Raw genomic sequence first — 13,989 nt, forward strand, 5'->3', positions numbered from 1 at the left:
TTCGACACATCTTCTGCAATTATTTCTTTACACTCTTCAGCCATTCGGCATCAAGGGGAACACCTGGCTATGACCCAACCCATCTTTTTAGTTGGCCCCCGCGGCTGTGGGAAAACCACCGTTGGTGTGGAACTGGCACGCGCATGTCATCGTCAGTTTGTTGATACCGACCACTGGCTGCAGACCGAGGCCGGCAAAACCATCGCAGACATCGTGGAGCAAGAGGGATGGGAAAGCTTTCGCGCCCGCGAAACGGCCGCGCTGAAAGCGGTCACCACGCCGTCAGCCGTCATTGCGACGGGAGGCGGTATTGTTCTGGCCGAATGTAATCGTCACTTTATGCGCGAAAAAGGCATTGTGATCTATCTCTGCGCGCCGGTGGCGGCTCTGGTAGGGCGACTTGAAGCATTTCCTGAAGAGGGACAACGCCCGGCGCTGACGTCACGACCGCTCAGCGAAGAGGTGAGCGAAGTGCTGGCCGAGCGTGATGCCCTCTACCGTGAAGCGGCACACCATGTCGTGGATGCCTCTGCGGCCCCGGAAGATGTGGTAATTCAGATTATTACCGCCCTGCGTCTGGCGTGTGCCAGCTAACCGCCGTCTATACTGATAGCTCAGACATAAAAAAAGGATGAGCTATGCCAACCAGACCTCCCTATCCGCGCGAAGCACGTATTGTTACCGTTGAAAAAGGCAATGGCGACCAGACCGTCACCTGGTACCAGCTGCGTGCCGATCACCCCAAACCGGACTCGCTGATCAGTGAACATGAGACTGAACAGGAAGCGCTGGATGCCAAACGGCGCTACGAAGATCCAGAAAAGTCGTGAATGTTTTCCTAAACGCTCCAATACCGTGCCTGAATCACACTTTTTACTCATCGCAAATGTTAAGCAGGAGTTAATATTTAGTTATTACAGGTAGCTCCGTTACCGGCAGGCGATCTTTACATTTCGGGGCAGAGATCGCCTGCTACGCTTGGTGCTGTTTTGTTGAAAAAACGAACTGTACAGCGTAGAGAGCCTGTACCTGTGTTTACGTTTTTGTAGTGATGGAAGGCGAAGAAGATGAAGGCAACGTTGGCGATCCTCACCATTGGTGTGGTCCCTGTAAGCGAAGTGTTACCGCTCTTAACCGAGCATGTATCTGAACAACAGATCACGCATCTCAGCCTGCTAGGTAAGATGAGCCGGGAAGAGGTCATGGAAGACTACGCTGTAGAGGCGGGGGAGGATCCCCTGGCGACGTTATTAAGCGACGGTAAACTGGCGCATGTTTCTCGGCAGAAAATTGAGCGTTCGCTGCAGGCAGTAATAGAAGTACTCGATAATCAGCAATATGACGTTATTTTGCTGATGAGCACCGCCCCCATTAAGGGACTCATCGCGCGCAATGCGATTTTGCTTGAGCCGATGCGCATTATTCCTCCGCTGGTAGCCTCCATTGTTGACGGCCATCAGGTGGGGGTCATTGTGCCCATCGAGGAGCTTATGGACAACCAGGAAGCAAAGTGGCACGTGCTCGAAAAAACGCCCCTGTATGCGCTGGCAAACCCCTTCTGGGACAGCGAGGCTAAACTCATTGCTGCCGGGAAGGAGCTGCTGGAGAGAGGGGCGGATGTATTGATTCTGGACTGTCTTGGTTTTCACCAGCATCACCGGGATTTACTGCAAAAGGCGCTGGACGTGCCGGTGCTGTTATCCAACGTTCTGATGGCTCGCCTGGCCTCAGAACTTCTGACGTAATGATTTTGCGTGACAGGTGATGAGCATGGCCCCTATAGTGAATTTTTATCTCTGAATATAAGGGCCAGTTCATGCTTCAAAGTAACGAATACTTTTCCGGTAAAGTGAAATCCATCGGTTTTACCAGCAGCAGCACTGGCCGCGCCAGTGTGGGCGTTATGGCTGAAGGGGAATACACCTTTGGCACGGCGGAAGCGGAAGAGATGACGGTGGTCAGCGGCGCGCTGAACGTCTTACTGCCGGGTGAAACGGAATGGAAAGTTTACGCTGCCGGACAAGTTTTCAACGTCCCTGGCCACAGCGAATTTCATTTGCAGGTCGCTGAACCGACCTCTTATCTGTGCCGCTACCTGAAATAATCTTCTTTCCTCTCCCCTTTGGGGAGAGGATCAGGGTGAGGGGAAATTATCTCTGCGCTTCGCCGCCGAGACCTTCCACCAGATTCTGAATTAACGCGGCCAGTTCGCCGGTCATCAGGATAAAGTCCGCGTCAAAGCGCTGGGCGTAATCTTCCCGGCCGATATCTTCGTTTTGATCGCGCAGCTCGTCGCAGAACTTCAGACGCTTCACGGAACCGTCGTCGCACATCACGAACTGAATGCGCTGCTGCCAGTCGAGCGCCAGTTTGGTGACCACTTTGCCCGCTTCAATGTGTACGGCGATCTCGTCGCTCACCAGATCCTGCTTTTTCGCACGGATCACGCCGCCATCTTCCAGCAGGGCTTTCAGCTCGGCTTCGTCCAGGATCTGGAAACCTTGCGCCGCGGTACCGCTGCGGACCCACTCGGTCAGGGTCAGCTCAATCGGCGTTTCCAGCGCCAGCGGTACGACCGGTAAAGAGCCGATGCTTTTACGCAGCAGGGCCAGCGTATCTTCCGCTTTTTTGGCACTGGCGCAGTCCACCATGATCAGCCCGTTAACGGTATCGATCCACATCATCGTCTGGCTGAAGCGGCTGAAGGCGCGCGGCAGCAGAGAGTGCAGCACTTCATCCTTCAGCGAATCTTTTTCGGTTTTTTTCAGCTTGCGGCCCTGCTCGGCTTCCAGCTTGAAAATTTTTGCTTCAAGCGCCTGCTTAACTACCGGCGTGGGCAGAATTTTCTCTTCTTTGCGGGCGCAGACGATGATTTGACCCGTGCTGCTGGCGTGGGTCAGTGCATCGCTTTGTGAACCCATTGGCGGAACCCAACCGGTTTTCGCCATATCCTGGCTACCGCAAGGGGAAAAGCTATAAGCGGCTAACTGTTTTTCCATCTCTTCTGCGCGCAGCGAAACGTCGCGGCTGAGACGGTAAACCATCAAATTTTTGAACCACAGCATGATAATTTCCACGGCCTTGTCGTTAAATCAGCGGGCATGATAACGAATTGTCGCATCGCTTGCATTGCTAATCGGGAAGCGTGCTTCTACTCTGTTGATAATCAAAATAATGAGGAGAGTCTTGTGCGTATTGGGATTGATTTGGGCGGCACCAAAACAGAAGTCATCGCATTAAGCGAGCAAGGGGAACAGCTGTTCCGCCACCGTCTGCCGACGCCGCGCGATGATTATCACCAGACGATCGAGACGATTGCCCGGCTGGTTGATATGGCCGAGCAGGCGACGGGCGAGAGGGGCACGGTCGGGATGGGGATCCCCGGCTCCATTTCGCCTTATACGGGTGTGGTGAAAAATGCCAACTCCACCTGGCTCAACGGTCAGCCGTTTGATAAGGATTTGAGCCAGCGTCTGAACCGGGAAGTGCGTCTGGCGAATGACGCTAACTGCCTGGCGGTCTCTGAGGCCGTTGATGGTGCAGCCGCAGGAGCGCAGACCGTGTTTGCGGTGATTATCGGTACCGGCTGCGGCGCGGGCGTGGCCTTTGGCGGACGTTCACATATCGGCGGCAACGGCACGGCGGGTGAGTGGGGGCACAACCCGCTGCCGTGGATGGATGAAGACGAGCTTAAATACCGCGCCGAGGTGCCGTGCTACTGCGGCAAGCAGGGCTGTATCGAGACGTTTATCTCCGGCACCGGTTTTGCAACCGACTACCACCGCCTGAGCGGCCAGCCGCTCAAGGGGAACGAGATTATGCGTTTGGTGGAAGAACAGGATCCGGTGGCCGAACTGGCGCTTAGCCGCTACGAAATGCGTCTGGCGAAATCGCTGGCGCACGTAGTGAACATTCTCGATCCGGACGTGATTGTGCTCGGCGGTGGCATGAGCAACGTTGACCGGCTGTACGCCACGGTACCAAATCTGGTGAAACAGTGGGTCTTCGGCGGCGAGTGCGAAACCCCGATCCGCAAAGCCGTCCACGGCGATTCCAGTGGCGTGCGCGGCGCGGCGTGGTTATGGCCGGAGTAAACGCAAAACGGCAACTTGCGTTGCCGTTTTTGATGTTTAGAGGGCCAGGGAGAGGGCACCAGACCGAATCGACCCAACACTCACCCCACCGCAAACTCCCTGTCCAGCCTGCTATACCCCAGTCCGTTGATCTTCTTCACCTTGATCTGCACCGGAATGCGCTCTTTCATCGCCTCGACGTGGCTAATCACCCCGATGGTTTTCCCGGTGGCGTTCAGCGCGTCGAGCGCATCCAGCGCGGTATCCAGCGTTTCACTGTCGAGCGTGCCGAATCCCTCATCCAGGAACAGGGAATCAATCCGCGTTTTGTGACTGACCAGGTCAGAAAGCGCTAACGCCAGCGCAAGGCTGACCAGGAAGCTCTCGCCGCCGGAGAGCGTGCGCGTATCGCGCACCGCATCGGCCTGCCAGGTGTCGACCACTTCCAGCTCCAGCGCCTCGCTGGCCTTACGCTGTAGGAGATAACGGCCGTGCAGGCGGTTAAGCTGCTGGTTTGCGAGCCAGACCAGGTTATCCAGCGTCAGCCCCTGAGCGAACTTGCGGAATTTGTCGCCGGAGCTGGAGCCGATCAGCGCGTTGAGATAACCCCAGTCGTCGGCCTGGCGCGCGGCCTCTTCAATTTGCAGCATTAACGCCTGCTGATGCTGGCGGTTATCGCTGTCCTGCTTAAGCTGCTGGCGGATCTCGCCCTGATGCGTGGTGTTCTCACGAAGCCGTTGCGCCAGCTGCTGCAGCTGGCTTTGCAGGGTAGACGCATCCGCGTCAAGTTCTTCCGGGCGCAGCGCAAGGTGCGCCTGCAGCTGCTGATTAGCCTGGCCGGAAAGGGCCGCGGCCTGCTGTATCTGGTTTTCCAGCGACTGTTTCAGCTGTTCGAGGCGGCGAATAGCATCGTCATCCAGCAGCGCGGCAAGGAACGCATCCCGATCGGCAAAACAGCTTGCGGAGAGCGCCGCGGTGAACTGCGTCTGCGATTGCTGCAGGCGCTCGCGCTCCAGCGACTCCTGCTGCTGCAGGGCGGCGAGCTGGCTTTGCAGCGACACGCATTCATTGTGGATGTCGCGCCAGTCATCAGGAATGGCCGGTTCAGCCTCTTCACCGTGTGTTGCCGGAAGCGTGTCGAGCAGCGGCTTCAGCGCGCTCACGCGTTCCTGAAGCACGCCGTGCTGCGTTTGCTTCTCCTGCCAGTGGGCAAATTCCGCTTCGCGGGCGTGCAGCCAGTCGGCTTCATTGCCCTCTTCGGGAACGCTAAGCGAGAGCGCGAGCAGAGTATGTTCCAGCGCCTGGCGGGTTGCGGTGCGCTGCTGCTGATACTGGCGTTCCTGCGCTTCCTGCTCGTTCAGCTGGTTTTGCAGGGTCAGACGCTGGCTGAGCTGATAAAGCTGGCGCTCGTAGTGTTCCTGCTCGTTCATCCATGGCGCGATATCCTCCTGAATATTCAAAGCGATATTCAAAGACGCGCACGCCTCCAGCCACGCTTTGGTGAGCGCTTGCTCTTCCTGAGACAAGGCCTGCGCTTCGTCTGTCTCACGCTGGATCTGTTGAGCCAGGGCATTAACCTGTCCCAGTACCAGCAGGCCTTCCTCTTTAAGCGCGGCGACCTCTTTTTCGAGCGCATCACGGCGACGCTGGTTATCCGTCAGCTCAAGCGACCGGTAGGTCTCCACGGCAGGATGCTCGTGGGAGCCGCACAGCGGGCAGGGTTTGCCTGCCTCAAGCTGTGAGCGATAGCTTTCCAGATTTTTAATCGTCGCTTCACGTTCGCACAGGGCTTTCAGGTCCAGATAGTGCTGGTGTTTCTCTTTGTACTGCTGGCGGCGCAGCGCCAGGGTTTCATTGAGCTTGCTCTGCTCCGCCTGGGCTTTCTGCACGCTTTCACCGTTCTGGCTTAGGCGCTTTTGCAGCGGCTGATAGCGGGCATGCAGCGACGTCAGCTGCTGGCGCAGCGTGCGGGACCGGGACTGCTGCTCCATGGCCGCGCTGACCTCATCCGCCGTCAGCGTCAGCGTATTTTCCGGCATCTCAGCCAGCTTCTGACGTAGCTCAGTCATCCGCGCAGCAAGCGCGACGAGCTGACTTTTGTCACGGTTTAGCTGTGAGAACTGGGCGCGCCAGCAGGCAATTTCCTGGCCCAGCAGGCGATAACGCTCATTCTCCGCCAGCCACTGTCCCAGCGCCGTCAGTTCGGCCTGTAGCCGCTCATGGGTACGCAGGGCGGTATTGCGGATCCGCGCGCGTAGTGCGGTTTTGGTCTGTAAGCGAGTATTTACTTCGTTAATTCGCTGCTGGGTTTGCGTCAGACGTGCGGTTTGCTCCTGCTGATGCTCCCAGAGCGGACGAAGCTGGGCGGCGGGCTGGGCAAGCTGGAGTTTTGCCAGTTCCGGCGCCGCGTTCGCCTGCGCCTGTTGCGCCTGCTGCTGCAGGGCGGCAACGCGCTGCTGCTCCCGCACGAGCTCGTCATGACGCGTAAGCCACTGAAAATCTTTCTGTTGGCTTTGCTGCTGGGCCAGCAGGGTTTTCTCTTCGTCAGTAAGTGCCTGCAAACTTTGCTGCAACTGCTGCTGTTGTTCTTCGCTGAGCAGCACGACGCCCGCCGCCTGCGCCTCGCATTTTTCCAGCACGCTGCGGGCGGCTTTGTGTTTCTCAAACACCATCGCGGAAATCTGGCCGTAGATTTCGGTGCCGGTGAGTTCTTCCAGCAGTTCTGCGCGGTCGGCCGGTTTGGCATTGAGGAAGGCGGCAAATTGCCCCTGCGAGAGCAGCATTGAACGGGTAAAACGGCCGTAGTCCAGCCCGGTGAGCGCCGCGGTTTGCTCCAGTTTATCCGACACCTTATCGGCCAGAATCTTGCCATCCTCGCAGCGGGCCAGTTCCACGCGCGGTGCCTGCAAGTTCCCGTCCGGCTGGTTGCGCGCCCGGTTCTGGCTCCAGAATGCGCGATAGGCAACGCCTTTCACCTCAAATTCCACTTCCGCCAGGCACTCGGCGGTATCGCGCGTCATCAGATCGTTTTGCGCCTGAGAGACCTTATTCAGGCGCGGGGTTTCGTGGTAGAGCGCCAGGCAGATGGCATCGAGCAGGGTGGTTTTACCCGCGCCGGTTGCGCCAGTGATGGCAAACAGGCCGTTGCTGGCAAAAGGCTCCGCAGTGAAGTCAATTTTCCACTCGCCCTTGAGGGAGTTGAGATTTTTCAGGCGCAGGCTCAGAATTTTCATGCGTTTTCTTCCTCGTCATTGAGGGCGTGCAGAGTATGGCTGAACAGCTCGTTGAGCCTGACGCGCTTCGCATCATCGATCTCTTCCTGCGACAGTCGGCGCTCGAACACCTCTTCTACGCGCAGTTCGCTAAGCGTTTCGCGCTGGGCGCCGAGCAGAATTCTCTCGCGCTGCTCGCGGCTGCGGCGCACCAGCAGCACCTCAACCGGCAACTCTTCGGTCAGCGCCTGAATTTTCCGCTGCATATCGTGCAGGTAGTCATCGGTGGTGATTTCAATATCCAGCCAGACGGGCGGGTTAAGCTCAGCGCCGCGCCACTGCTCAAGCTGGGCGGTGATGGCAGCCAGATCGCCCTTCAGCACCGCCAGCGGCTGGGTGACCGGCACTTCCAGCGTCTCGACGGCGCTGAGTTTGCCCTCATCAAAGCTCACCAGATGCACGGATTTGGCTTTTCCGGTTTCATCGAAGCTGAGCGAAATAGGGGAGCCACAGTAGCGGATATGCTCGCAGCCGCCGATGACCTGGGCGCGGTGAATGTGCCCGAGCGCGATGTAGTCCGCGGGCGGGAAGTTTTGCGCCGGAAAGGCGTCCAGCGTACCGATATAGATCTCGCGGACCGCGTCACTTTTGCTGGCCCCGACGGTGGTGAGGTGCCCGGTGGCAATGACCGGAATGGCCTGTTCACCGCGCAGGGCACAGGCTTCCGCGTGCTGCTGGTGATAGTAGTCGGTGATGGCCTGCAATAAATGCTGCTGCTTTTCCGCGCCCGACAGTCCCGCCTGGCTTTGCACGATGTCGCGCGGACGTAAAAAGGGAATCGGACACAGTACAGCGCCCGGCGACCCGTCGCGTTTTTTCAGGATCTGCGGCGCGTGCCCGGCGCTGGCGACCACGGTGGTATTGAGAAACGCCAGGATATCGCGGGATTCATTGAGCGTGGCGACGGAGTCATGGTTACCGGCGACAATCACCAGATGACAGCCGGTCTGCTGCAGGTTGACCACGAAGCGGTTATACAGTTCACGCGCATAGCTCGGCGGCGAACCGGTATCAAAGATGTCACCCGCCACAATAATGGCATCCACCTCGTGCGCCTGGGCCGTTTCCAGAAGCCAGTTCAGGAACGCTTCATGTTCAGCCGCACGGCTTTTGCTGTAAAAATTTTGACCCAGATGCCAGTCCGAGGTGTGAAGTATGCGCATAGGAGATCCGTGGCGAAAAACGATGCGGGCGATTATAAACTGTCAGGGAGAGGAAAATAACCGCTGTAATAAAACAACAGTTTGCCATTTATAGTGGTACTGTTTTTCATAAATCTGTCATAAATCTGACGCATAATGGCGCCGCATTACAAACTTGTAACTTAAATAAGATAAGACAGGGCAAAGTATGGCGAGACGTATTCTGGTCGTAGAAGATGAAGCTCCAATTCGTGAAATGGTGTGCTTCGTGCTCGAACAAAATGGCTTCCAGCCGGTTGAAGCGGAAGATTATGACAGCGCGGTGAACCAGTTGAATGAACCCTGGCCCGATCTGATTCTGCTTGACTGGATGTTGCCCGGCGGCTCCGGACTGCAGTTTATCAAACATCTGAAGCGTGAAGCGCTGACCCGCGACATCCCGGTGGTGATGCTCACGGCGCGCGGAGAGGAAGAGGATCGCGTGCGCGGTCTGGAGACCGGCGCGGACGATTACATTACCAAGCCTTTCTCCCCGAAAGAGCTGGTTGCCCGCATTAAGGCCGTCATGCGCCGTATTTCCCCGATGGCGGTGGAAGAGGTGATCGAGATGCAGGGCCTCAGCCTTGACCCAACGTCACACCGCGTGATGACCGGCGAAAATCCCCTCGACATGGGGCCTACCGAATTTAAACTCCTGCACTTCTTTATGACCCATCCGGAACGCGTTTACAGCCGCGAGCAGTTGCTGAATAACGTCTGGGGAACTAACGTGTATGTCGAAGACCGGACGGTTGACGTACATATCCGCCGCCTGCGAAAAGCGCTGGAACTGAGCGGCCACGATCGCATGGTACAGACGGTCCGCGGTACGGGTTATCGTTTCTCGACCCGTTTCTGAATAATGACAGGAGTGTGACGCGTGCTGGAACGTCTGTCATGGAAAAGGCTCGTCTTTGAACTGATCTTATGCTGTATTCCGGCCCTTCTTCTGGGGGCCTTACTTGGGCATCTGCCGTGGTTTCTGCTGGCGGCGGTCACCGGGCTGTTAGCCTGGCATTTCTGGAACCTGCTGCGTCTCTCCTGGTGGCTGTGGGTGGACCGCAGTATGACCCCGCCGCCGGGAAGCGGCAGCTGGGAGCCGCTGCTGTACGGCCTGCACCAGATGCAGATGCGTAATAAAAAGCGTCGCCGCGAGCTGGGAAGCCTGATCAAACGCTTTCGCAGCGGCGCAGAGTCGCTGCCGGATGCGGTGATCCTGACGACAGAAGAAGGAACTATTTTCTGGTGTAACGGGCTTGCGCAACAGCTGCTGGGCCTGCGCTGGCCGGACGACAATGGTCAGAACATCCTCAACCTTCTGCGTTATCCCGAGTTCACGCTGTATCTGAAAAAGCGTGATTTCACCCGTCCCCACAATCTGAAGCTGAATAACGGTCGCCATCTGGAAATCCGCGTGATGCCCTACAGCGATCGCCAGTGGCTGATGGTGGCGCGCGACGTGACCCAGATGCACCAGCTGGAAGGGGCGCGTCGTAACTTCTTCGCCAACGTCAGCCACGAACTACGCACCCCGTTGACCGTGCTGCAGGGCTACCTGGAGATGATGCAGGAGCAAACCCTGGAAGGCGCGCCGCGTGAAAAAGCGCTGCATACGATGCGTGAGCAAACGCACCGTATGGAAGGGCTGGTGAAGCAGCTGCTGACGCTGTCAAAGATTGAAGCGGCGCCTTCTCTTGCGCTGAATGACACCATTGATGTGCCAATGATGCTGCGCGTCGTCGAGCGTGAAGCGCAGACGTTAAGCCATAAAAAACATCAGCTGACCTTTGACGTCGACAACACGCTGAAGGTGCTGGGCAGCGAGGATGAACTGCGTAGCGCCATCTCCAACCTGGTGTACAACGCGGTAAACCATACGCCGGAAGGAACGGATATCGTGGTGCGCTGGCAGCATACGCCGGCAGGCGCCGAGTTTAGCGTTGAGGATAACGGGCCGGGGATCGCCCCGGAGCATATTCCGCGCCTGACCGAGCGCTTCTACCGGGTGGATAAAGCGCGATCGCGGCAGACGGGGGGAAGCGGCCTGGGGCTGGCGATTGTGAAACACGCGGTGAATCACCATGAAAGCCGTCTTGATATCCAGAGTACCCTGGGTAAGGGAACCCGCTTTAGTTTCGTTATCCCGGAACGATTAATTGCCAAAAAGAGCGCCTGACGGCAGGCGTGTCATTTTACCTTTCCACGGGTCAGCCATCGCTGGCCCGTTTGCTTTGCAGTCAAGCGAAACGCGTGTGAATTTTATACGGTTGGCTGTTTTTTGTTCGCATGATTAGCCATGGGTTTTTCCTATAATTAGCGCATTGTTCTGGTGCGCGTTTTCATACTGGCATATTGTTCTGGTTTTGCGATCCCTCCTTGCCTTTAAACGTTATAAGCGTTTAAATTGCCCCCCAGATACTGTCAGACCGACTGTATTTGCGTGGTAAATCGAAAAACTATTCTTCTCCACGCCAGGACGGGAGCATTTCCCGCTGAAATTGAGCAAATTTTCGGCTGTATCGTCCCGTCAGGGAAATCGAAAAATCTCAACGTTTTCAACACCACATCCACAGGCAGTAAGGTTTTATGACCCATCACTTAAAATCGCGTGACATTATCGCGCTGGGCTTTATGACATTTGCGCTGTTCGTTGGCGCAGGCAACATCATTTTCCCTCCAATGGTCGGCTTACAGGCGGGTGAACACGTCTGGACCGCCGCGTTTGGTTTCCTGATTACTGCCGTGGGCCTGCCGGTACTGACCGTTATCGCACTGGCGAAAGTCGGTGGCGGCGTGGATAGCCTCAGCACCCCGATTGGCAAAGTGGCTGGCGTTCTGCTGGCTACCGTCTGCTATCTGGCCGTTGGTCCGCTGTTTGCCACCCCGCGTACCGCGACCGTTTCCTTCGAAGTGGGCATCGCCCCGCTGACCGGCGACGGCGCGATGCCGCTGTTCATCTACAGCCTGATTTATTTCGCCATCGTGATTCTGGTTTCCCTCTATCCGGGCAAGCTGCTGGACACGGTAGGTAACTTCCTGGCGCCGCTGAAAATTGTAGCGCTGATCGTGCTGGCCGTGGCGGCCATCATCTGGCCAGCCGGCCCGATTAGCGACGCGATGGATGCCTATAAAAACGCCGCGTTCTCTAACGGCTTTGTGAACGGCTACCTGACGATGGATACGCTGGGCGCGATGGTGTTTGGTATCGTTATCGTTAACGCCGCGCGTTCCCGCGGCGTGACCGAAGCGCGTTTGCTGACCCGTTATACCATCTGGGCTGGCCTGATGGCCGGTGTGGGCCTGACGCTGCTGTATCTGGCGCTGTTCCGCCTGGGCTCTGACAGCGCGATGCTGGTTGATCAGAACGCGAACGGTGCGGCTATCCTGCACGCTTACGTTCAGCACACCTTCGGTGGGGCGGGCAGCATGCTGCTGGCGGCGCTGATCTTCCTGGCGTGTCTGGTAACCGCGGTTGGCCTGACCTGCGCCTGCGCAGAGTTCTTTGCGCAGTATCTGCCGCTCTCTTACCGTACCCTGGTGTTTATCCTCGGTATCTTCTCGATGGCGGTGTCTAACCTCGGTCTGAGCCACCTGATTCAGGTCTCTATTCCGGTGCTGACGGCGATCTATCCGCCGTGCATCGTGCTGGTGGTGCTGAGCTTCACCCGTCCGTGGTGGCATAACTCCTCACGAATTATTGCGCCAGCCATGTTTATCAGCCTGATTTTTGGTATCCTTGACGGGATTAAAGCATCAGCGTTCGCTGAAATTCTGCCAGCCTGGACACAGCGTCTGCCGCTGTCCGAGCAGGGCCTGGCCTGGCTGATGCCTACCGTTGTTGCACTGGTTCTGGCGGTTATCTGGGACCGTGCTGCAGGGCGTCAGGTCACATCGAACGCTCATTAATCAACGGCAACAAACTGTTTAACCACGGGGCTTAAGGCCCCGTGGTTTTTTGTTTTTTTCGTGTTGAATGGCAAGATTTAAATGGAAAGCACTAACAAACTTAAACGTGGATTGAGCACGCGCCACATCCGCTTTATGGCGCTGGGCTCTGCTATCGGCACCGGTCTTTTTTATGGCTCGGCAGATGCCATCAAAATGGCCGGTCCAAGCGTGCTGCTGGCCTACATCATCGGCGGTGTGGCGGCGTATATCATCATGCGGGCTCTCGGCGAAATGTCGGTTCACAACCCGTCTGCCAGCTCCTTCTCCCGCTACGCGCAGGAAAACCTCGGCCCGCTGGCCGGGTTTATCACCGGCTGGACCTACTGCTTCGAAATTTTGATTGTGGCGATTGCCGACGTAACCGCATTCGGCATCTACATGGGCGTCTGGTTCCCGGCGGTGCCGCACTGGATCTGGGTGCTGAGCGTGGTGTTGCTCATTTGCGCCGTCAATCTGATGAGCGTGAAGGTGTTCGGCGAGCTGGAGTTCTGGTTCTCCTTCTTCAAGGTCGCGACCATCATCATCATGATTGTGGCGGGTTTCGGGATCATCATCTGGGGGATTGGCAACGGCGGCCAGCCGACCGGCATCCATAACCTCTGGAGCAACGGCGGCTTCTTCAGCAATGGCTGGCTCGGGATGGTGATGTCGCTACAGATGGTAATGTTCGCCTACGGGGGCATCGAGATTATCGGCATCACCGCCGGGGAAGCGAAAGATCCGGAGAAATCCATTCCGCGCGCCATCAACTCGGTGCCGATGCGTATTCTGGTGTTCTACGTGGGTACGCTGTTCGTGATTATGTCCATCTACCCGTGGAACCAGGTGGGCACTAACGGTAGCCCGTTTGTCCTGACCTTCCAGCATATGGGCATTGCCTTTGCTGCCAGCATTCTCAACTTTGTGGTGCTGACCGCGTCGCTTTCGGCCATCAACAGTGACGTCTTTGGCGTGGGCCGCATGCTGCACGGCATGGCGGAGCAGGGCAGCGCGCCGAAGGTATTCGCCAAAACTTCACGCCGCGGCACGCCGTGGGTGACGGTGGTGGTGATGACCGTAGCGCTGCTGTTCTCGGTTTACCTGAACTACATCATGCCGGAGAACGTCTTCCTGGTGATTGCGTCCCTGGCGACTTTCGCGACCGTGTGGGTGTGGATCATGATCCTGATGTCGCAGATTGCCTTCCGCCGCCGTCTGTCGCCGGATGAGGCGAAAGCGCTGAAGTTTAAGGTGCCGGGCGGGGTGGCGACGACCGTGGTCGGGCTGATCTTCCTGGTGTTTATCATTGGCCTGATTGGCTACCATCCGGATACCCGCATTTCCCTGTACGTGGGCTGTGCGTGGATCGTTCTGCTGCTGATCGGCTGGGTGTTTAAGTGCCGCCGTGACCGTCAATTGGCAGAAGCACAGTAATATTTTTATCCCCCCTCCCTCGCGGGAGAGGGGATTTTTGCCTCCTCCCCCGTCCTCCTCCCCCAATAAATCTCGTCATGGTGAGCTATCCTTAACCACCCT

12 protein-coding genes are annotated in these 13,989 nt (G+C 57.3%); 9 read left to right on the top strand and 3 right to left on the bottom strand.

Annotated elements, in window-relative coordinates; genetic code table 11:
- Positions 1–69: 69 nt before the first annotated feature.
- From aroL to ppnP, 4 genes are all read left to right on the top strand, one after another.
- On the top strand, positions 70–594 hold the full coding sequence (gene aroL, locus ACMGGH_RS10315; RefSeq protein WP_028012127.1) for a shikimate kinase AroL: 525 nt from the start codon (positions 70–72) through the stop codon (positions 592–594).
- Between the two features lie 44 nt (positions 595–638).
- On the top strand, positions 639–830 hold the full coding sequence (yaiA, locus tag ACMGGH_RS10320) for a protein YaiA (RefSeq protein ID WP_003859135.1): 192 nt from the start codon (positions 639–641) through the stop codon (positions 828–830).
- A 237-nt stretch (positions 831–1,067) separates the two neighbouring features.
- The gene (locus tag ACMGGH_RS10325) at positions 1,068–1,745 is read left to right on the top strand and encodes an AroM family protein (RefSeq protein ID WP_028012129.1); all 678 of its coding nucleotides are present in this window, start codon (positions 1,068–1,070) and stop codon (positions 1,743–1,745) included.
- A gap of 71 nt (positions 1,746–1,816) precedes the next feature.
- Positions 1,817–2,104 (top strand): pyrimidine/purine nucleoside phosphorylase, encoded by a 288-nt coding sequence (gene ppnP, locus ACMGGH_RS10330; RefSeq protein ID WP_008503270.1) that lies wholly within the window; start codon positions 1,817–1,819, stop codon positions 2,102–2,104.
- Between the two features lie 46 nt (positions 2,105–2,150).
- Here ppnP and rdgC read toward each other — a convergent pair whose 3' ends face one another.
- Positions 2,151–3,065, bottom strand: a complete 915-nt coding sequence (gene rdgC / locus ACMGGH_RS10335; RefSeq protein ID WP_420299118.1) for a recombination-associated protein RdgC — start codon at positions 3,063–3,065, stop codon at positions 2,151–2,153.
- Positions 3,066–3,188: 123 nt separating this feature from the next.
- On the opposite strand from rdgC, the gene mak reads away from it, so the two are divergent.
- Positions 3,189–4,094 carry a fructokinase gene (gene mak, locus ACMGGH_RS10340; RefSeq protein WP_045259882.1) on the top strand — a complete coding sequence of 302 codons (906 nt, stop codon included), beginning with the start codon at positions 3,189–3,191 and terminating at the stop codon, positions 4,092–4,094.
- A gap of 80 nt (positions 4,095–4,174) precedes the next feature.
- Here mak and sbcC read toward each other — a convergent pair whose 3' ends face one another.
- Both sbcC and sbcD read right to left on the bottom strand, forming a co-directional pair.
- Positions 4,175–7,306: an exonuclease subunit SbcC gene (gene sbcC, locus ACMGGH_RS10345; RefSeq protein WP_232948748.1), complete on the bottom strand. Its 3,132-nt coding sequence runs from the start codon at positions 7,304–7,306 to the stop codon at positions 4,175–4,177.
- On the bottom strand, positions 7,303–8,508 hold the full coding sequence (sbcD, locus tag ACMGGH_RS10350) for an exonuclease subunit SbcD (protein ID WP_232948749.1): 1,206 nt from the start codon (positions 8,506–8,508) through the stop codon (positions 7,303–7,305). The genes sbcC and sbcD overlap by 4 nt, the downstream gene beginning before the upstream one ends.
- 187 nt (positions 8,509–8,695) lie before the next feature.
- On the opposite strand from sbcD, the gene phoB reads away from it, so the two are divergent.
- From phoB to proY, 4 genes are all read left to right on the top strand, one after another.
- A complete protein-coding gene (phoB, locus tag ACMGGH_RS10355) occupies positions 8,696–9,385 on the top strand; it encodes a phosphate response regulator transcription factor PhoB (protein WP_008503265.1) in 690 nt (229 codons plus the stop codon).
- A 21-nt stretch (positions 9,386–9,406) separates the two neighbouring features.
- The gene (phoR, locus tag ACMGGH_RS10360) at positions 9,407–10,702 is read left to right on the top strand and encodes a phosphate regulon sensor histidine kinase PhoR (protein ID WP_047363942.1); all 1,296 of its coding nucleotides are present in this window, start codon (positions 9,407–9,409) and stop codon (positions 10,700–10,702) included.
- A 410-nt stretch (positions 10,703–11,112) separates the two neighbouring features.
- Complete coding sequence (gene brnQ, locus ACMGGH_RS10365) at positions 11,113–12,432, top strand: branched-chain amino acid transporter carrier protein BrnQ (protein ID WP_028012134.1); 1,320 nt, start codon at positions 11,113–11,115, stop codon at positions 12,430–12,432.
- 81 nt (positions 12,433–12,513) lie between these two features.
- Positions 12,514–13,887: a proline-specific permease ProY gene (gene proY / locus ACMGGH_RS10370; RefSeq protein WP_088205240.1), complete on the top strand. Its 1,374-nt coding sequence runs from the start codon at positions 12,514–12,516 to the stop codon at positions 13,885–13,887.
- Positions 13,888–13,989 lie beyond the last annotated feature (102 nt).

Source organism: Enterobacter sp. BNK-16 (genome assembly GCF_048684955.1).
GTDB classification, from domain to species: Bacteria; Pseudomonadota; Gammaproteobacteria; order Enterobacterales; family Enterobacteriaceae; genus Enterobacter; species Enterobacter bugandensis.